Consider the following 19,754-nt stretch of genomic DNA (forward strand, 5'->3'; position numbering starts at 1 on the left):
GCAAAAATCCAGAATGAAAATTACATTCACATTTAATTGCTTGTTGCAATTTAATTCGGAACCATTAGCCACTTTCCATCATCAAGCTTAAGGCTATAACTTTCTGACTGAAAATCGGGTTGACCTTCTTCAGCCCACAAAGGGTTCCATTTGACTCTTTCAAAGATGAACTTTTTTTCTCCTTCCCATTTTACTTTATCAGACCACCACTCATTCCCCATTTTTGCATCAAAAACTTCTTTTATTGCAACCTCCCCAATTTCATAAATCTGAAGACATGTGGGAGTCATTTCCGAATATGGATTCATTTCAGAAAACGCGATATAACCCTTTTTTGGTGAGAAAATAGGGTAACCGCAAACATTAGTTAAAATACTCGTATTTCTATCAAAAATTGCCCATGAATTACCTTCAGAATATTGAACAAATAGCGACACAAATCTCTTATCGTCGGATATTCCGACGGCCAAGTAATGCTCCATGTAATCTACATCGTCTTCTCCGCTATTCTCCTTTACTTTATAGAGTTGACCTGACAAGGAACGTATTTCGAGAACACCATCTGTTCTCGATACTATTTCTTTGTTCAATTCAATAATACTTTTTTCGATCCTTTGTGCACACATAAAACTATTATCTAGCTCTGGGCACGAAACTCTATTTGAAGGGTCGCTAAGCTCAATCGCACCAACTTGAAAGGAAATAAGTGCAAACAAGAATAGAGCGAGAGTTTTTTTCATGATTTTCCATTCGTAGAGTCGTGATAAACGGCAGTGTTTAAGTCGCCTAATAGAGCCACTAGGTAAATCAACTGAAACAGATTTGCTACGATATAGATATAAATTGATAATCTCTTCAATTTTTAATAATTCCATTTTTTGATATCTCTTATTAGTTAATGTATAAAATCTAAAATCCTGGCCAGTGGTGACCGCATTTGGATACAGCTACATGAGATGATGTTTTATATTTCTGCTGTATTCACGGCGCAAACACTGCAACAATAATACCCCAATATGCTACGCAATACAGGCCTACCCCATGACCACCACCCCAAACAAACTCCGTATAGACATAGTGTCCGATGTTGTCTGCCCCTGGTGCATTATTGGCTACCGGCAGCTGGAACGCGCTCTGGCGGAAACTGCAATACCCTATGAACTTCACTGGCAGCCCTTCGAGCTGAACCCTGATATGCCCGCAGAAGGCCAAAATTTGCGCGAGCACTTGGCAGAGAAATATGGCTCAACCAAAGAGCAATCGGATGCTAACCGAAACCATATAACGGCGGTTGGCGCCGAGTTGGGATTTGAGTTTTGCTTTACTGATGATATGCGCATGCACAACACGTTCAATGTGCATCAACTACTACATTGGGCCGAACAACAAGGGCGCAAGCATGATTTGAAACAAGCGTTTTTTGCAGCGCATTTTACCCATCTCCGAAACTTGTCAGACGATGAAGTGTTGGCCGATGTAGCTGCAGAAATTGGCTTTGCGCGAGACGAAGCCTTGGCCGTATTGCAAGATCAACGTTTTGCAAATGATGTGCGCGCTGCCGAAAAGTTTTGGATAGATGCAGGCATCCGTGGTGTACCGGCAATCGTATTTAATCGCCGCCACCTGGTGACGGGTGCGCAAGGTACTGAGAATTACAAACAGATTCTGACGCAATTAATGCAAGAGACTACTTAAGTAATGACCAATCGACTCAATGCAGATTTTTCACAACGCATCGTGATTCGGCCTGAAGATTATCGCTGGGTTGCATCGCCCATGGCCGGTGTTGAGCGCATGATGCTCGACCGGATTGGCGATGAAGTTGCGCGCGCGACATCGATTGTTCGCTATGCGCCTTTTAGTGAGTTTTCAGCGCACACGCATTCAGGTGGAGAAGAATTTTTTGTTCTCGATGGCGTTTTTTCTGACGAGAATGGCAGCTACGAAAAAGGCAGTTATGTCAGAAACCCTATAGGGACAACGCACACACCGAAAATTGGTAAAGAAGGCGCGATTATTTTTGTCAAATTGCAACAATTCAACGCAGCCGATACCACACAAACCGTCATCGACACCCATACAACCCCATGGCGCCAAGGGCTAGTAGATGGATTAAGCGTAATGCCCTTGCATGACTTCGAAGGTGAACACGTCGCCCTAGTAAAATGGGCACCGAATACACAATTCAGCAGCCACCGGCATTGGGGCGGAGAAGAAATATTTGTAGTGGAAGGGACATTTCATGACGAACACGGCCTATACCCGAAAGGCTCATGGCTCCGCAGCCCACACCTAAGCCAACATCACCCCTTCACAAAAGACGATGGAGCATTGATTTATGTGAAGACGGGGCATTTGTTTTTATAACTTTCTTTACGCAATAGAACGCTTTTTTGCAAAATCGATAGCGAAACTCAGAACTTGAAAAAACATTATTCTTTCAAGAAGACATCACACCAAATAGGTTTAATGGACTCAATATGCGGTATGGGTGAAGGACGACCAAAATAATAACCTTGCATAGCCACCACTCCCAAGCTAGACAGTTTTTTCAACTGACTAATTGATTCAACGCCCTCGACAATGACTTTCAAATTCATGCGCTGTGCAATTAACATTGCGCTCTCGATAATAACAACACCCTGACTATCCACCTGCGCGGTAAATGATCGATCAATCTTAATGCCGGTAACAGGGAATTCATGCAGGCGAGAAAGTGAAGAATACCCCGTTCCAAAATCATCGATATATACGTCTATTCCCATCTCACGTAGCGTCACTACTGTTTTCAAGGTTGCATCCAGATGCTCCTCACCAAATAGACTTTCCGTCACTTCCAAAATAAGTGATTTAGCAGAAAAATCCGTTTCTATTAATATGCTATTGACGCGCGCCGAAAAGCCGGGAGTGAGCAACTGTTTTATTGAAACATTGACCGCCAGTTTAATTGCAGAACCTTGCGGGACCCACTCGCTGAACTTAAGACACGACTCATACAAGACCCAATCACCTAATGCGTTGATTCTATCGGTCTCTTCAGCCAAATTAATAAATTCGCAAGGGTCGATTACACCAAGAGTTTTATGATGCCAACGAGACAAAACCTCTAAGGCTTCAACATCACCGGTTAACACATTCACCACCGGCTGATAGGCAAGTGTTAATTCATTTTGCTTGAGCGCCTCTGATAAGGCTCTACCCAAATCAAATCGACGCTTCTGGGTTTGCGCATATATATCGTCATAGATAAGACTACGCCCGCGCCCACTTCGTTTGACTTCCGCAACCGTCAAATCTGCAGCGTGAATAACATCCTGAAAATCAGCGGCATCTGTTGGAAAATAAGCCATTCCTACACTTAAGCCAACGCCTAAGGATTCATCGCATATTTTAAATTGTGCAGTGGCGACCTCAATGAGTTGATGCGCGATCAGATCAGCACGCTCACGCGCATTAGTAGACTGCTCTGTAATCAATAGAAACTCATCGCCGCCCCAGCGGGCAACAATCGCATCACTTGGGCACACATCGTTAAAACGATGCGCAATCATACGCAACACTTGATCACCAATTTCATGACCAAGTGCATCATTAATTTGTTTGAATCTATCCAGATCAAGAAACAGAACCGCTGCCTCATGTGGATTTTCAGCACTGAGATTTTTCTCCATCCAATCAATTAATCCCGGCCGATTTAGCAACCCGGTAAGCGCGTCATGATGCGCGATCTGTTTAAGCGCTTCAGTTCTCTGGTGAACTCGCTGCTCGAGGTCTGCATTAAGAGTTTGTAAATTATTGATGAGTTGTTTATTTTCCAGTTGCAAGGTCAAACTTTTCAACAGCACGCGGTGGTTATTGCGATGATTAACAATCATCGCTCCCCAAAAGACGATGGCCAAAGCGGAGAGAACCCAGTATTCATTCGACGCCGAATAAATAATTATTGAGGAAGGAACCAATAAAATTGTTATATAGATTCGGCCTGCATATTTTAGCGGCGCAGTAATACCTGTGGCGCCACCGGCAAGCGACGAGATAGTCACTATAACAATGAATTTCACTTCTGAGGCGGTCGACTGGAATGTGATATACAGCAGCCAGACCCAAATAAGTGCAGCCGACAGGAGCCCTAGTGTATAAAGCAACATCCATGTAGCTGAATATTGACGCGAGCCATTTGCGGTTAACTCACTCGCAGTTAAACCATTGGCGACCGAACCATACTTTTTAAACAGCACCCAGGAAATTAAACGCAACATACTCAGCAGAAGGACCAATCCAAACCAAAGCCGGATACCACTCGCACCCGCTGCATGCAATAAAAACACAACACCCAGTGTTGCAGCTATATTTACAGCCACCATCGCAGGAAGATTTTGATAAGCCAACTCAACTAGCTGGGCATCGATCAACGTATCCTGATCTGATGCTCGCCGCCGAGGGAAACCAGAAAATCTATTAGTGGGCATGATAGGGTTAGTTACATGATATTTGAGATTAATGAGTAGGTTTTTCGACCGTTTCGACTATCTAAGCCTAGCCTATTTCCACCTCAACACCGACATATTGATTATCTAAAAAGCCTTAATAGTCGCGAATCAACTCAAACAAATGCGTTATATTTGTGCACTCTTTACAGTAAATAGGCATATAAATTGACTACCACCCCACTCTACGGTTTTTCCGATACATCCTTCCAAGCAGCCGGGGGCATCGACGGTATACGCCAATTGGTTGATGATTTTTATCAGGAAATGGATGCACTACCGGAAGCAGCGACTATCCGCAAGATGCACAAAACGGATCTCGCTGAATCACGCGATAAGCTAACACTGTTTTTGTGCGGATGGATGGGCGGGCCGAGTCTTTATCATGAAAAATACGGCAGTATTAATATTCCCCGTGATCACGCTCACTTACCGATAGGTGAAGCGGAACGCGATGCGTGGTTGCTGTGCATGGAGCGTTCAATTGAAAAACAAGGTTATTCGCCGGAATTTTCAACGTATCTACTGCAACAACTGCGCATCCCTGCCGAGCGGATTTTTGCTACGAGTAAAAAACCGGAAATAAAAGGTGAATAGGTGGCCACTTACAAACTCACAAAAGATCGCGTATCAATGGAGAAAAAATTGAATAGAGTCATTATCACAATACTTTTTATTGGCAGTGTTATGCCATCGATTGCAACTGCAAATGACTGCACTTACTGGAGACAACAGATAAATCAAGTCAGCCGATGGAGCAACAATGGCGGTAATGCCGATCAACAACGAAGGCTGCAAAAACAGAAAAGCTATCTGCAAAGTCAACTCGCGAAATGCCAAGGGACTACCCCGGGACCTATATCTGTCGCACGAGGGCAGCCGAGTAACACCACTAGCTATACCCCGATAAACCATTTAAGAAGTGACAATAAAGATGCCGAGCTGCAACAGCTGATTGCCACCTGTAATCGCTGGATCGATATTTCCAACAACAATGCTACGTTTGAAAATCAATCTACGCGAGACACAGCTTGCAGGGCCGCCACCAATAAGGAAGCCCTACTTAAAAACCCGAAACACACATCTGAAATCAAAATAAAGCGCAGCATCAAAGATTGCATTAAACCCAACAATATTATTGATCATGAAGTGAAAGCCTGCATGCAGGGTTTGAAAGAACCGGATTGGAATGCCACTAAAAATTAATCCGCTGCTGTCGCGACGACAAGAACTTACAAATAATTTCCCTCTTTGCTACTTCTGCAAATAGGTCACACGCGTTTTGTTAATAATCGCTATCACACCCTTACCGCACAAATCCTTCACCACCATTTCCACTTCATCTTCACTCAAGGTTTTTTGAAAAAGTGCATTGATGGTGCTGGAGAGGGTTTTTACGGTGTTGGGTTTGCCTTCCATTTGGGCGAGACGGGCTTTTACAACGCTGGTTCGTTCGGGCAAGGTTTTTAAGCTGGACGTTTGCAAGATGGAAATTTCGCCAATGCTGCTGGAGCGAGAAGCAAGGATGTTGCGGTCTTTCAGATGTTGGATCAGCGGGTCAAAACCTGCGTCTTTGGAGACTATGTGAAAGTAAGCATCTGGCTCGATCGCAGCGCGCTCCCCGATGTAATACGCGATGTGAAAATCGAGTGCGTTTTTGCCGTTGCCGGAGAGAATGATGTATTCAACGCGGGTTCCCAGAGGCTGTAGCGAGCGGACGAGCTGAGTGTTGAGTTTGGATTGGTTGGCGCCGAGGAATATGAGGATATAAAAATTGCCTTTTTCCAGACCGGCAATGGATTCAGGCTGAACATTTTCGTAGTCAATAAAAAGATAGTTTTTACGCACATCGAGCCTCCTTTATCTGCCTTAAACCTATGTATAGCATCAATCCGGGGTTCCAGCTCAAATGGTCGTTAGATTGCACCAACCCCACCCTCATCCGACAACATCACTTTCCCCTGGTTCACGAACGCTGCGCAGCTTGCGATAAACAACCCACTCTGGTTAAATGGCATAGTGGCCTTACCACCTTATTGGCCGTATCACCAAAATATCCAATTCCCGGAGCGAGAGAGCAGAGATGATAGAAACCTGGCGGTGGTTTGACCTGAAAGACCCGGTAACACTTCCCAAGGTGGCGCAGGCTGGCGCTACCGGCATTGTGAGTTCCTTGAATGAGGTGGCGACCGGGGACGAATGGCCGCTGGATAAAATCCTAGCGCGCAAAAATATCATCGAAAGCTTTGGCCTGAAGTGGGCGGTAATTGAAAGCATTCCTGTACACAACGATATCAAAACACGCACCGGTAACTATGCGCACTATATAGAGAACTATAAAAAATCCCTCGTCAATGCCGGTAAAGCCGGCGTGAAAGTCGTGTGTTACAACTTTATGCCAGTCATTGACTGGACGCGGACTAACCTTGATTACCATTTGGAAAATACCGGCTCGGCACTGCGTTTTGATATGGTGGATTTTGTTGCCTACGACGTGTTTATTTTGCAGCGTAATAATGCCGCGCAGAACTACAGTCCCGAATTAGTGGCCGAAGCAGAAGCCTATTTCAAAAGCATGAGCAATGCCCAAGTCGCCTTGCTGGAAAAAAATATTATCGCAGGGTTACCCGGCGGCGAAGGCAGTTACACGCGCGCCTCAATCCGTGCCGCTATCAGTGAATTTATCGCGCTGGGCGAAGACGGCCTACGCAATAATTTGTGGCAATTTCTGAAAGAGGTAATCCCCTCGGCCGAAGCTGCCGGGGTAAATATGTGTATTCACCCGGATGACCCACCATTCTCGCTGTTTGGTTTACCGCGCGTGGTATCAACCCGTCAGGATGTGAAATTGATTTTAGATGGCGTACCCAGCCCGGCCAACGGCCTGACGCTGTGCGCAGGTTCTTTTGGCGCGCGCGCTGATAATGATTTAGTCGGCATGGTAAAAGAATTTGGACCACGCATTTATTTCACCCATCTCCGTAACGTCACTCGTGAGGAAAATGGTTCCTTTTATGAAGCGGAACATTTGGGCGGCGATAACGATATGGTCGGTTTGATCGATGCATTACTGGCAGAAGAACAACGCCGCAAACTCAATGGTGTTGCCAATTATGAAATTCCTATGCGCCCTGATCATGGCCACTTGTTATTAGAAGAAGCAGATCAACCTAACGTTAAACCCGGTTACTCGTATCTGGGCAGAATGAAAGGGTTGGCAGAGTTACGTGGTGTTATTCACGCACTCACCCAGGTGCGCGCCAGGAGTTAAGTAAAGACTAAATATTTTAATAACAAAAAAACATCGACGGGTCAGACAAAATGATAAACAAAGAACATAAAAAGTTAGAACGTTTGATGTTGTTCAGTGAGGTAGCCCAGCACCTCAGTTATACCGTAGCCGCTGAGCGGCTTGGAATTTCTCGCGGTCATCTTTCATCGCAGGTGCGTCGCCTCGAAAAAGACATGGGCATGACATTATTAATTCGTTCCACCCGCAGTGTGCGCCTCACCAATGAGGGGCAATGGGTCATGACCGGAATGGAAAAAATTTTTAATGACTTGCAAGAACTTGAGCGCAATGTTGAAAATGAAGGGCAAGCCATTGAAGGCCTATTAAAAATAGCCGCACCATTGCAATTTAGCGAGCGTTATTTACTGGATATATGTGCGCAATTCAAAGCATTTCACCCGAATATCGAGTTTTCGATTGACTGCAACTCCCCCTTTCAAGATCTGAACCGCAGCGATTTTAATATCGCCTTTCGTGGCACCAATGAGCCGCCACAGAATATGATCGCAGTGCCACTATTTACTTATCAATACTATTGCTGCGCCGCGCCGGAATATTTTATCCAGCACGGCAAACCACAAACCGCGGCGGACTTTTCCCGCCACCAGTGTCTGCGCAGCCATGATCAACCCGATTGGACTTTTGCGGGCAAAGAAATAGAGTGTAAGGGTTGGCTGCAAATTAATAATAGCCACCTGTTAAAACATCAGGCGTTAAAAGGGGTGGGAATTATTCGCGCACCAGATTATATGGTGGAAATTGATATCGCCGAAGGTCGCCTGGAGTTTCTGCAAGATGAAGCCCTGACAACCAGCAATACTATGCACATTATTTATCCGCAATTGATTCATCAATCGAAACGTTTATCGGCATTTATTCAATTTTGCCGTCAGTATTTTGCGCAGGTGCGCCCACGCATTAACTAATATAATTATTATTGGCCGCACAAAAAAACGGGAACCAGATGGTTCCCATTTTTTTGGATGCTCGCTTGTGTGGGATAAGCCCAAACAAGCTTGAGACATTAATCGTAATGTTGTTTGGTTGCCCGCAGGTGGCGCCCCAGCATTAACATCGCCATCAATGCCAGCATATTTAACAGCGACAAACTACCACCGCCGCCAGACGAACCACCACCAGCTGCAGAGCTTGCGGCGACAGAACTGATAACTGCCGAGCTAGAGGCAACTGAGCTTGCTGCTATAGAGCTTGCCGCTATCGAGCTCACAGCAATTGAACTTGCGGTTGATGAGCTACTCGCCTGTACTGAGCCACTAACACAGGTACACTGCACAAAAGAGCCGTCGTCTTGTTTTACTTCAAACCAATCGATATTGGTACCCGAGCCAGTGTAGTAAATACGCAGCTTCTGCTGCCCTTGCGGCAAATTCGTTAACAACGTAATAGTTTGATAGGTTTGCCAACCACCTGTATTAGCGACGGTGATTTTACCTAACACTGTACCGGCATCGTTGCGCAGCTCAAACGTTGGCACTGTTGCCGCTGCACTCGCAATTCTGAATTGGATTGCATAATTACCCGCGCTTGGGACATTAATATAGTAATCGGCGAAATCATTATTGTCGGCATAACCTAAATGTCCGCCTTCATCGGTGTCACTATTGCCCAATACCAAACCTGAAGCTTCGTTATAATCTTCAACCTGGATTTTTGCCGGTACATTAACACTGTTGGCGACTAAAGCATTAAACGAAATTGTTTTGCTTACGCCCGCGCAATTGTTTGCAGGAATACCCGAGTCTTGCACTGTAATATTGATGGTGGAATTACCTACTGCGACCGGTGACAAACTTACACTTGCCGTAGCCGCGCAACCTGAGTGAATAATATTATCCGCCAATACTGCTGCTGGATTAGTGCTAGTTGCTGTGAGCGTGAGCGTTTGGGTGCACTCATTACCATCACTGATACCGGTTAAATTGACAACTTTTGCTCCACCGTTCGCCTCAAGGAATACCGGAGCAACCGTATCAATTGTGGGACGATTATTGCCACAGAGGGAAACCAACTCTTCAGTGGGTGCCAAATCAGCAAGGAAATGTGTTTTGCTGTAGGTGGATAGGGTGACGTTTTGCTCACCAAATACCAGGAAAATAGATGTATTGGGGGCAATAGTATCGCTGTATTCCTGCACGCTACCCGCATCGATATTGATTTTTAAATCACTTGCACCGCCAATAGCATCATTATTCAAACGAAGCGTGTAATTGTACGCAGCGCTGGTACTGCGATTCATAATCATGACCGCACGCTGACTGCCATTCACCGCTCCAAAGGCAACCACATTGGCATTGCTGGAAATGCCTTCGGCATAATTACCCTTCATGTGTTTTGCAATAAATTCCATGTGGCGATATGACGAGCGCGGAGTACCGTTGCCATCAATCATGCTGAAGTCGGTGCCCGAACGTGAACCACCATTTTCAAACATCGACCAGGTCGCTACATAGGTTGCCTGGTATTTCATGGCCGCGCCTAACACCTGCGCAAACATCTGACCATTTTCAAATGTATGCACAACCGATCCGCCTTTACCGTTGTACTCACCGATACTCCACTGCAACGCATTGGCACCGGTGCGGTTGTGGCGAGCATTAGCGGCATCAACCAGGGCTTTTGCTTTTACTACACGAGAAACTATATCCGCCGCTCCGGCCACCGCCGGATCAACATTATCTTCCTGTGGATAGCGATGCCATGAAATACCATCTACATAATAGTAATTTTTTCCAGGAACCAATCCGCCAATATCATTCGCACTGCCGCTGTTAAACAACTCGGTGTAATAATCATCAAAAAATTCCGCTTCATCCGGACCAAAAATTTTAATGCTGGGGTCAGCCTCTTTCATCGCTGCTGCAATCGGTTTTATGTAGGCTGCTACAAGCGCCGGCATTGTCGAAGTTGCGGGACGTTCCGCTTCAAGCCAAGGCTCATTACCGATATTCCAATATTTAACGTTAAGTTTTTTGGTCACATTAAGGTATTCGACCAAATTTTTTGCGGCAGCAACGCGATCATTCAGCGGCGTCGCATTGTCGTACTGTGATACCTGGATAATCGGTTCCGCACCGTTGGTGCGAATGAGATTCACCCATTGCTCGACAATGGCATTGGACGGCATATTATCGTTGTACGCATTGCCACCAATGCGAATAACCTGCGTACCCATCTCTTTAGTCTGCTGCCAAACCTTATTGCTGGGGCCTACTCCGGTAGTTTGGTTTGCATACCAGAGATTATTGCCGACCAACAGCGGGCTGATCTCTTGCGCAACGGCGCTAGATAAACAGCCAACAATGAACAGCCCGATAGTTGTGTGAGCCGCTTTTGAAAGCCAGGATCCTGTCGTTATAAGTTTTATCATTAGAGTGTTTCTCCTGTTAGGAATACGAAGTTGTAATTTTTTATTGGATTAATTATCTATTTAACACTTTTGCTTTCTATTTGATGGCCTATTCAACCTGAGGAGCTTTAAAGACCATATTGTCTTGCAAGCTGTAGCTGATGGTTTTTTGCAAGCTACCATTTCTATCGAACACATATACCCGCGTACTTTGGGCAGCGATATGTGAGCTGAAAGTCTTATCCAAATTTGCAGCGATATTAATCTGCAATGGACTTTTTACACCAGCCGATGACTTGCTAAAGGAGAGGCTAAACTCAAAGGTGTCAGTTTGATGCTGATTCATTATCATGATGGCGATAGTGCCGGCGTCCCGTGTAGCGATAGTTTTTACGTACGCCTGGTTATCGCTGCTGGCAATAAACTCACCCAGCAAGTAGGTACTCAGTAATTGCATGTGGTAATAGGATGAGCGGGGATAAAATTCACGCGGTAAACCCAGGTAGCCAAAATCGGTAGCCACCGCATCAGACTCGTTGATGCACCATGGATTTAACATATAAGCGCTGTACTGCATGCCATAGCCAAAAATTTCTGCAGTGAATTGACCAGCCAAAAATGAGGTGTTGCCATACCCGGACACTTCACGATCGGGATTGTGATAAGTGACATTAAATTCTGTTAGTCCCCACAGCAGTGCAGCATCACCCTTACGCTGATATTTTGCATTGGCGTTTTTAATCAGCCTTTGTAATTCAAGGACTTGATCCAATATTTTCTTGGGGCCAGTAAACACGACATCATCACGCACAAATTTGGGGCCATTGGGATAGCTGTGAAAATTAACCCCATCAATTAACCAACGTCCATTTTCTTTAAGACCCACTACATCCAACCTTCCGCCGACCAGAGCGCTGTACTCCGGAATACGCAGCCATGCTTCATCAAACATAAATATTTTTATATCTGGTCCGGCACGACGCATGGCTTTGGCAATCCGCACCAGATATTGGTGAATCTCTTCAATGGTGTACTCTTCATGCAACATAGGTTCATTGCCGATCGACCAGAATTTTATCTGGCGATTGCCTTTGCGCGTGTAGTAGGCCACCAGCTCTTTAGTCGCCTCATCAGAAAAATGGCGCGGAATCTGCAGCAGAGGTTCAGCACCTATGCTTTTTATATTATCGACCATTTTATTGAGTTGATTGCGGCTGGGAAAATTGCGCTCATAGCCGTTACCGCCAATACGCACCGTTTTTACGCCGCTGGCTTTCACCTGCGGCCAGAGATTGTGGATATAACCCACACGTCCTTCGTCGCCATCGGCCAGCCAATGGTTTTGGCCATACAAATAAGCGCTGATTGGTTGCGCTTGCACCCCTGCCCCTGCGAATAAAAATGCAGACACGATGAAAAATGTGCGTGCACACCATTTATTACTAGTTACCGTCATGCTGCAGCCTCTGCGAGTAGATAAATTATTTCTAATGATCCTGTTTGTAATCACCGTAATTTTTGGTCTACACGCATTATTTTCCCTACACTCATCAATGAAAATGCACCGCAGAAAAATTGATTGATCGCTATAAATTACAATCCGATAGTATTTGGATACGAACTCGTTTTATTGGGATAAAAAAACAATAATTAGCAATTCTTATCATTGAAATACCCAACTAAAAATAGTTGCCATAAAATCCACCGTTAGACTCTTATTGACCATAAGTAAATGCAAATTTACGCTCTTAAATTTTGCGCCATGAGAATATGATTAATAAAAAACCCATTATTTTCTTTAGCAAACAGTCAATTTTTTAAGGTGCATTGCATGCATTCCTATTTGTGCTTAGGCTGGCTAAAACAACAATAATTACGTTACCTGACGCCAATTTTTCGGGCGAAAAAAAATCCTTCACACCACCCACTAGCGCTGCCGATTGACATCACCCAGCAATTGTCGCGCGCAGCTTACTTAGAGAAAAATAATTATGAAAAATTACCAACACAATAATGGGCGCTTTATAAAATCCATTGGTACTACACTCGGGCTGCTGATTGCTGGCACCATGTCATCAGCGTTACTTGCACAACAAGTTAGCCCGATATTGGTAGGCAATAATTTATGGTATGCAAACGAAGATACCGGTGCTACTCCCAGCGAAACGGTATGGCAGCAAACCAAAGATATGAACACCAAGCTGATTCGCATTGGTGGCCACCAATTTGATGAAGACATGCCCAGCAATGAAATTATGGAACAGTGGATTCTCAAAATCAGAGCAGCCGGTGCAGAGCCGCTTGTTCAGGTTTCACAATACAACTATGCCACACCATTAAATGACCGCGTCGCCGCTGCTGTCAGCATGGTGCAGTACCTCAACGTGACCAAGAAGCTGAATATTAAATATTGGAACATTGGCAACGAACCTTGGCTGCAGGCGGGCAAACCAGCGGACAACGCCGCCCTGGCGGCAGTTGTCAGCGGTTATATCAAACCCCTTTCTATTGCAATGAAAGCGGTAGACCCGAGCATTAAAATTTTTGGCCCGGATGAAGCCTACTTCATGAATTATTTAGGTGAAATGTTTAACAGCGGCAGCGCCAACGATATCGGCGGAAAGATTCCCGGCAAAGATTATTACTATATCGATGGCATTTCCTGGCATTCATACCCGCAGGACGCCGGTATAGATCCTGCCATTCAAGGTGCAGCAAGCTTTTTAAACAGTATCAAAAATAGCAAAGCATTGGTTGATGCAGCCAATATTCGCCACAACCGCTCCGGTGCCAATGCGCTGCAATGGGGGATTGGTGAATACAATTCCAAAGACGGCACAGTGGTACACACCTATGAAAACGGCCAAATGTTTGGTCAGGTTCTCGGGTACGCTATGAAATATCAAGCTACTTATGCGGCAACCTGGTCGATGTTTGAAAATGACGGAAAACGCTCCGGTTCAGATTTCAGCATGATTGATGGTAACGGCACACCGCGCTCCTCATATCATCACATGGCATTTGTTAGCAAATTCATGAGCGGAACTTATGCGGATGGAGTATCGAGCAATACCAATGTGGTGGCCTATGGTACCGTGAATGGTACACAGCGATCAGTGATGGTAATGAACCGCGGCACCAGTGCGCAAAATTTCACACTGCGCCTCAATAACGATGCAATTGCATCAACCGGTGTAAAAATTAATATCAATGCAAACAGCACGCAGCAATACACTGCCAACATCGGTGCGAATACTACATTGCTGTTAGTGTTTAGCGGTGAAAGTCTGCGCAAATTCACTTACAGTAAAACGCATTTCGCCAGCGGCATGTCGCCCGTTGAAGAAATCATTGATACCTCCGGTGGCGGCAGTAATGGCTCTACTGTACTTATTAATGGTGAATTTACCGGCAGTGCCAACGGCTGGAGTATTTACTCCTTTGAGCCAACCGGTGATCTGCGCGATGTGCGCTACGAAAATAATAGTGTGCGTTTTTATACCGACAGCACTGAATTAAATTGGCACGGCCAGCTCTACCAAAAAGTCGATACAGTTGCGGGGAATACTTATAGCTTTGCATGCGATGTCGCGACTACGGGAACAAATGCCACCAAGGTGCAATTATTTATTGAAGAAGATGTTGACCTGACTAATATCGTCACCAGTACTTGCGATGTGGCTGGCGATGGCAGCACCCGCTGTACCACTTCCGCAAAAATACCCGTGGGAGGCGATAACTACGATAGCAAATTTGGTGTACGCCTCGCGAATACTGCAGATAACCCCGGCTGGGATTTCACTGTTGATAATTGTGCGCTCACTGTGACTGCCGCATCGTCGTCGATGGCATCATCGAGATCAATGTCATCAGCACCAGCTTCATCCAGATCCAGTGTTGCCGCTTCGTCCATACCGGCATCTTCAACACCAGCATCATCTATACCCGCATCATCCAGACCGGCCTCGTCGATTGCAGCATCCTCTGTTCCTGCATCGTCAATGCCAGCTTCGTCAACATCAAGTGCAGCGTCTTCACTTGCCGCATCAAGCCTGGCTTCTAGTACTGCAACGAGTAATTGCCAATATGTTGTTACCAATCAGTGGAACAACGGTTTTACCGCCGATATTCGCATCACCAACAATCGTACGACTGCAATTAATGGCTGGAATGTCAGCTGGAGCTATAGCGACAATTCACGCATGACCAACAGTTGGAATGCCAATACAGCGGGTAACAACCCTTATAGCGCGAGCAATTTAAGTTGGAACTCTACTATTCAACCAGGACAAACCGTTATTTTTGGATTCCAGGGCACTAAAGGTACTGGTGCGGCAGTGATACCGCAGGTAGCGGGTGGCGTTTGCCAATAGCCGGCATTCCTGTAGGCAAAAAAAAATCCGGCAACTGCCGGATTTTTTTTGCTCTTTTTTTGCTTATCCCACAAGAGTTATAGCATGCTGTGAATGCACTTTTTATTTTTCAACTCAACTAACACAGGAATATTTTCCAGCGACGATATCATATAGTGGGCCGCCTCCAAAAAGCCTGCCGCGTTCAATCTAGCTAAAGGGATAGACGCCAGAGCCGCCAGCTTTTGTTTATCCACAGTGTGATAACCATGGATACGATATTCATGGTGATTATCGAATTGCACTTGCAGGTTCACAGGTTCAATTAAATCCAATTCAGAAAATGCTGCAATCATTGCGTCATTTAAAGAAAGCCCCTGAAGAATTAATTGCAACCGATGATTCACTGCATTTAAATACTCACTGTTACCACCCAACGGTAAAAAAATCGCCTCACCTTCATGCTCGCTCAAGCGTTGATCATCTATATCCAGGTGTATCACGGGAGTATGTTCATCTCCACCATCTTTTAGCTGATTCTGGAAACCAATTAAAAAGGGACCGCGCGCACTGAAAGCGGGAATATAACGTGCGCGCCAACCGTTGGGTGCCCCATGCTCATCCAAAAATAGATTTTCATTATCATCAAAGCCCAACATTGCCACCGGGCGCAACTTGTGTGTCTTGGGATCTGCGTGAAAGAAAATCGGATACTCTTTGTGCACGGCAGAAAACTCCGTTACAAAAGTCAGGACATTGGAAACGTCATAACCAAAAGCGGCGGAATAGCGGGTAATCACCTTTAAATCTTTATGCTCGATATTATTTAATACGACATGCCTGCCCATGTTAAAAACCCCCAGTGTATGTATAAAAATAAAGCCGCTGGTAAGAGCGGCTTTATCGTTTTTAACCCAGTGAACACACCACTCAATTAAAAATCATACCGCGCGCCAAGTTGGTAGCGCGGACCAAGGTCATATATATTCCACACTAACAATTCTGTACGGCCATGGGCGCGACTATCTTCACCAGTGAGATTCAAACCTTCGAATGATAGCGTGATGTTATCCGTCACCTCGTAACTCACGTTCATATCGATTTGCGCATAATCCTCAACATAGGTCGGGTTAGAACTGGTATATCCAGCTAGATACGCGTCGCGCCAGTTATAAGCAACACGTGCCTGCAATACTTCATTCTCATACATGAGCACGAGGTTCGCGGTATCGCTCAACCCCGTTAATGCAAACTGGGTAATATTAGTGGGCGATGCATCGTTGTAACCAATATCACCATTTACGATGGTGTAGTTACCCTGAATACCAAAACCGCTTTCACCAAAGAAGTGTTGCGCAGCAAGTTCAACGCCATTAATTTTTGCTTCTTTGTTATTAATAGGTTTGGTAGTCAAATACAACAACTCAGGATCACCTGCCTCCGGCGAGATATCATATTTAGTCGCCACGCTGCCCCAAAAGGTTGGATCTTGTGCTGGCGTTTTAAAATCCGCTGCGCCATTCGGGAAATCTTGTGGGTTATCCAAAATTGCAGTCATCACAAACAAGCTGTCCTCAGTCACAGGCTGATTAATTGCTTGTAACGCGGCGGCAGCTTGTTGCGCACGGGGGCCAGCAGTCGCATCTAACAAACCAAAATGGTTTTCATAAACTTGCTCGGAACCAATAAAATTCTCAACATGTTTTTCAAAAAAGCCGATCGACACATAACTGGCATCATCAAAATAATATTCAACTGAAACGTCGAAGTTATCTGACTCCAAAGGCAGGAGCGCCGGATTCTGCGAACTGGCAACTGGCTGGCCGCCCAATCCTGTTGGCTGGTTCAAACCACCGGTAGCACTGATAGTAGCGCCGGAGGTCAAATTACCGTAACCCGCACGCGAAATGGTGGTGCTATATGATGCGCGCGCTTTAATTTCACTGGTCAATGCAATATCAAAATCAACACTCGGTAACAGGTTATCGTAGTCACTTTTTTGTGCATACATAGTAGGTGTCGTTGAGCGAACCAACAGAAAATCATTATTGTCCGTCCAGGTAACTTCTGTTGGAACCAACATTGAATTTGATGACGCCACATCGGTAGTTTCATAGCGTACACCGCCAAGCAAATTAACAGGTCTGCTAAATAATTCCGATTCAAAACCAAACTGCACATAAGCGGCTGCAGTTTCTTCCTCGATAATGGTATTGGTAGAAAAATTAGGATTATATGCAACCCCCCAAGGTACCGCAGCTTTAGCACCGTAGGTTGCCGCACCCCACTCGGCTAACTTGACTGCATCAGCCCGGAAGCCATCTGTCTGGTAGCCCGCCGTATTAAAATCATCAAATCCACCGACATAGTTATAGGTTTCGATTAACTCATCCGGAATATCCATGGGAAATGCAACGCTATTACCACCACCCTGCTTTTGCCAACTGGATTGTTGCTGCGCGCTTTGCATATTGCGTGTTTCCACCCCACCCTCCAGGATGAAACTGTCAAATTCATATTTAGCGTCGAACTTAACTTGACTGACATCCATTTTTTGGCGCGCGTAGGTAAAATCAAAAACAGTTGAACTGACATCGCCAATATCTGCAATACCATTGTTATTACCCTTAACTGAATCATTAATCAGGTTGGTAACTTGCGGCAATTTTTTACTGAAATCGAAAGTTGTATAAGAACCAATAGCGACTGCCATACCAGAGCGAACCGCACTGCCGTAAGCTTCTTCCGGACCACCTTCCAACTCTGAGTCGTGCGCATCAACCATCAGTGTCAAACGGTCGGTCGCTTCAAATTCCAAATTGACACCGAGCGATTTTAAGGTGTTGGTTACGTTGCCGCTGGTTTGGGCGTAGCTGTTATCCTTAGGGAAATTCCACGCCTGCTCAAGTGATAGTGGACCGGCAACATCGGGGTTTTTATCAAAAACAATTTTGGTAATATTGCCCTGCAGCCAAACTGTTTTATCACCACGCGCCTCTTCAATCTGGTTCTCAGCATAAGTGTAATCAAGCGTGCCCAATAATTTTTCTGTCGGCTTAAATTGCAGCGTTAGCTGTGCATTGTTGCGCTCGCGATGATTATCAACAAAGTGGTAACGCAAATCGTTGGGCAATGCATATAACTGGCCTACTTCCGGTGGGTTAATAATTTCAGCGCTGTTTAATGTGCTTAACGAACCTGGCTGCCCCGGAGTAACCCACTGACGAATATTCCAATTGTTTTCCGTGAGCCCAGACTGTCCGCTGTCGCGTACTTGATGACTTGCCGAGAGCGATACACCCAGAGTCTGATCATCATTAGCGAAACTCACCAGGCCAGATAATTCCGGGGTAATATCATCGCCTCTTTCATTCGTGGAGTCATTCACGAGCTTGCCGCCAACAGTTCCCACCAAACCATCAGTCTCAATAGGTTTGTTAGTAATAATATTAACGGTTGCACCAATGCCGCCAGTGGCCACACTTGCCTTACCCGTTTTATACACTTCTACCGCTTTTACACTTTCCGATGCGAGATTACCAAAATCAAACGCGCGACCAATGGTGCCGCCACCGTAGGCTGCCGTAGATCCACCCGACGGCAAGGTGCGGCCATTGAGGGTCACCATATTGTTGGAGCCACCAAAACCCCGCACAGTAATTTGCGAGCCTTCACCGTTACTGCGGCTAATGGAAACGCCAGTGATGCGCTGCAAGGATTCGGCAAGATTGGTATCAGGAAACTTACCCATGTCCTCAGCAGATATGGCATCCACCACACCCGCCGCGTTGCGCTTTACATCCATCGCGCGCTGCACCGAGGCGCGAATTCCAGTGACGACAACCTCTTCAACCATTTGCTCTTCGGCGGCAATCGCGACTCCCCCATAAAGACTGGATGAAATGCTGAGCGCCAGCAGGGAACGGGCAAATACCCGACTTTTATTGTTGTGTTTGAATGAGTTCATAGCATCCTCTTTTATATTGATTTTTATCATTAATATCTGCTGTGTCTTTCTATTTACTATCTTTGGCAAACCCACCAAGCCGCATTATGGACAAGTGGTAAGGCCACTTACCCACTAAACCACATTACCTAACGAACTGCAAGCGATGACTGGCGGCTAAATAGAAGTTTTTGGACTTAGCAGAGAAAATATTTAATCCAGCGATAGGGCAGCATCCGTCAAGGATCAATCTAAAGCTGCTACAAGATAGCGACGACCTAAAGCAGAAAAATTTCTGCAATTGCAGAAA

At 45.5% G+C, this 19,754-nt stretch carries 14 protein-coding genes; 7 read left to right on the plus strand and 7 right to left on the minus strand.

What is annotated here, in order from left to right; translation table 11 throughout:
• Positions 1-50 precede the first annotated feature (50 nt).
• Positions 51-875 carry a hypothetical protein gene (locus B4E62_RS05025; protein WP_310073050.1) on the minus strand — a complete coding sequence of 275 codons (825 nt, stop codon included), beginning with the start codon at positions 873-875 and terminating at the stop codon, positions 51-53.
• Positions 876-1,041: 166 nt separating this feature from the next.
• Here B4E62_RS05025 and B4E62_RS05030 point away from each other — a divergent pair, with 166 nt between their 5' ends.
• Both B4E62_RS05030 and B4E62_RS05035 read left to right on the plus strand, forming a co-directional pair.
• On the plus strand, positions 1,042-1,695 hold the full coding sequence (locus tag B4E62_RS05030; RefSeq protein WP_331351316.1) for a DsbA family oxidoreductase: 654 nt from the start codon (positions 1,042-1,044) through the stop codon (positions 1,693-1,695).
• Between the two features lie 3 nt (positions 1,696-1,698).
• The gene (locus B4E62_RS05035; RefSeq protein ID WP_310073055.1) at positions 1,699-2,367 is read left to right on the plus strand and encodes a cupin domain-containing protein; all 669 of its coding nucleotides are present in this window, start codon (positions 1,699-1,701) and stop codon (positions 2,365-2,367) included.
• A gap of 65 nt (positions 2,368-2,432) precedes the next feature.
• On the opposite strand, the gene B4E62_RS05040 is transcribed toward B4E62_RS05035, so the two are convergent.
• Positions 2,433-4,412, minus strand: a complete 1,980-nt coding sequence (locus B4E62_RS05040; RefSeq protein ID WP_331351317.1) for a bifunctional diguanylate cyclase/phosphodiesterase — start codon at positions 4,410-4,412, stop codon at positions 2,433-2,435.
• Between the two features lie 243 nt (positions 4,413-4,655).
• Here B4E62_RS05040 and B4E62_RS05045 point away from each other — a divergent pair, with 243 nt between their 5' ends.
• Positions 4,656-5,084, plus strand: coding sequence for a group II truncated hemoglobin (locus B4E62_RS05045; protein WP_310073059.1), 429 nt, complete (start codon positions 4,656-4,658; stop codon positions 5,082-5,084).
• Between the two features lie 48 nt (positions 5,085-5,132).
• Positions 5,133-5,693 (plus strand): hypothetical protein, encoded by a 561-nt coding sequence (locus tag B4E62_RS05050; protein ID WP_331351318.1) that lies wholly within the window; start codon positions 5,133-5,135, stop codon positions 5,691-5,693.
• Between the two features lie 48 nt (positions 5,694-5,741).
• Here B4E62_RS05050 and B4E62_RS05055 read toward each other — a convergent pair whose 3' ends face one another.
• The gene (locus tag B4E62_RS05055) at positions 5,742-6,335 is read right to left on the minus strand and encodes a PIN domain-containing protein (protein WP_310073063.1); all 594 of its coding nucleotides are present in this window, start codon (positions 6,333-6,335) and stop codon (positions 5,742-5,744) included.
• 235 nt (positions 6,336-6,570) lie between these two features.
• Between B4E62_RS05055 and uxuA the strand changes: the two genes are divergently transcribed.
• Positions 6,571-7,758 carry a mannonate dehydratase gene (gene uxuA / locus B4E62_RS05060; RefSeq protein WP_331351319.1) on the plus strand — a complete coding sequence of 396 codons (1,188 nt, stop codon included), beginning with the start codon at positions 6,571-6,573 and terminating at the stop codon, positions 7,756-7,758.
• A 50-nt stretch (positions 7,759-7,808) separates the two neighbouring features.
• Positions 7,809-8,705, plus strand: a complete 897-nt coding sequence (locus B4E62_RS05065; RefSeq protein WP_331351320.1) for a LysR family transcriptional regulator — start codon at positions 7,809-7,811, stop codon at positions 8,703-8,705.
• A 98-nt stretch (positions 8,706-8,803) separates the two neighbouring features.
• On the opposite strand, the gene B4E62_RS05070 is transcribed toward B4E62_RS05065, so the two are convergent.
• Both B4E62_RS05070 and B4E62_RS05075 read right to left on the minus strand, forming a co-directional pair.
• Positions 8,804-11,167 carry a cellulase family glycosylhydrolase gene (locus B4E62_RS05070; protein ID WP_331351321.1) on the minus strand — a complete coding sequence of 788 codons (2,364 nt, stop codon included), beginning with the start codon at positions 11,165-11,167 and terminating at the stop codon, positions 8,804-8,806.
• 88 nt (positions 11,168-11,255) lie between these two features.
• Positions 11,256-12,602 carry a hypothetical protein gene (locus tag B4E62_RS05075; RefSeq protein WP_331351322.1) on the minus strand — a complete coding sequence of 449 codons (1,347 nt, stop codon included), beginning with the start codon at positions 12,600-12,602 and terminating at the stop codon, positions 11,256-11,258.
• Between the two features lie 535 nt (positions 12,603-13,137).
• Between B4E62_RS05075 and B4E62_RS05080 the strand changes: the two genes are divergently transcribed.
• Positions 13,138-15,519, plus strand: a complete 2,382-nt coding sequence (locus B4E62_RS05080) for a cellulose binding domain-containing protein (RefSeq protein ID WP_331351323.1) — start codon at positions 13,138-13,140, stop codon at positions 15,517-15,519.
• Between the two features lie 77 nt (positions 15,520-15,596).
• Here the strand turns inward: B4E62_RS05080 and B4E62_RS05085 are convergent, their stop codons facing one another.
• Positions 15,597-16,346 (minus strand): SapC family protein, encoded by a 750-nt coding sequence (locus B4E62_RS05085; protein WP_310073071.1) that lies wholly within the window; start codon positions 16,344-16,346, stop codon positions 15,597-15,599.
• Positions 16,347-16,432: 86 nt separating this feature from the next.
• Positions 16,433-19,465 carry a TonB-dependent receptor gene (locus B4E62_RS05090; RefSeq protein WP_331351324.1) on the minus strand — a complete coding sequence of 1,011 codons (3,033 nt, stop codon included), beginning with the start codon at positions 19,463-19,465 and terminating at the stop codon, positions 16,433-16,435.
• Between the last annotated feature and the right edge of the window lie 289 nt (positions 19,466-19,754).

It is taken from the genome of Cellvibrio sp. UBA7671 (assembly GCA_002483145.1).
Taxonomy (GTDB): Bacteria; Pseudomonadota; Gammaproteobacteria; order Pseudomonadales; family Cellvibrionaceae; genus Cellvibrio; species Cellvibrio fibrivorans.

Coding starts and splice junctions, on each gene's coding strand:
- B4E62_RS05035 (WP_310073055.1), top strand. CDS start 1,699: ATGACCAATCGACTCAATGCAGATTTTTCACAACGCATCGTGATTCGG.
- B4E62_RS05030 (WP_331351316.1), top strand. CDS start 1,042: ATGACCACCACCCCAAACAAACTCCGTATAGACATAGTGTCCGATGTT.
- B4E62_RS05025 (WP_310073050.1), bottom strand. CDS start 875: ATGGAATTATTAAAAATTGAAGAGATTATCAATTTATATCTATATCGT.
- uxuA (WP_331351319.1), top strand. CDS start 6,571: ATGATAGAAACCTGGCGGTGGTTTGACCTGAAAGACCCGGTAACACTT.
- B4E62_RS05085 (WP_310073071.1), bottom strand. CDS start 16,346: ATGGGCAGGCATGTCGTATTAAATAATATCGAGCATAAAGATTTAAAG.
- B4E62_RS05065 (WP_331351320.1), top strand. CDS start 7,809: ATGATAAACAAAGAACATAAAAAGTTAGAACGTTTGATGTTGTTCAGT.
- B4E62_RS05070 (WP_331351321.1), bottom strand. CDS start 11,167: ATGATAAAACTTATAACGACAGGATCCTGGCTTTCAAAAGCGGCTCAC.
- B4E62_RS05090 (WP_331351324.1), bottom strand. CDS start 19,465: ATGAACTCATTCAAACACAACAATAAAAGTCGGGTATTTGCCCGTTCC.
- B4E62_RS05080 (WP_331351323.1), top strand. CDS start 13,138: ATGAAAAATTACCAACACAATAATGGGCGCTTTATAAAATCCATTGGT.
- B4E62_RS05075 (WP_331351322.1), bottom strand. CDS start 12,602: ATGACGGTAACTAGTAATAAATGGTGTGCACGCACATTTTTCATCGTG.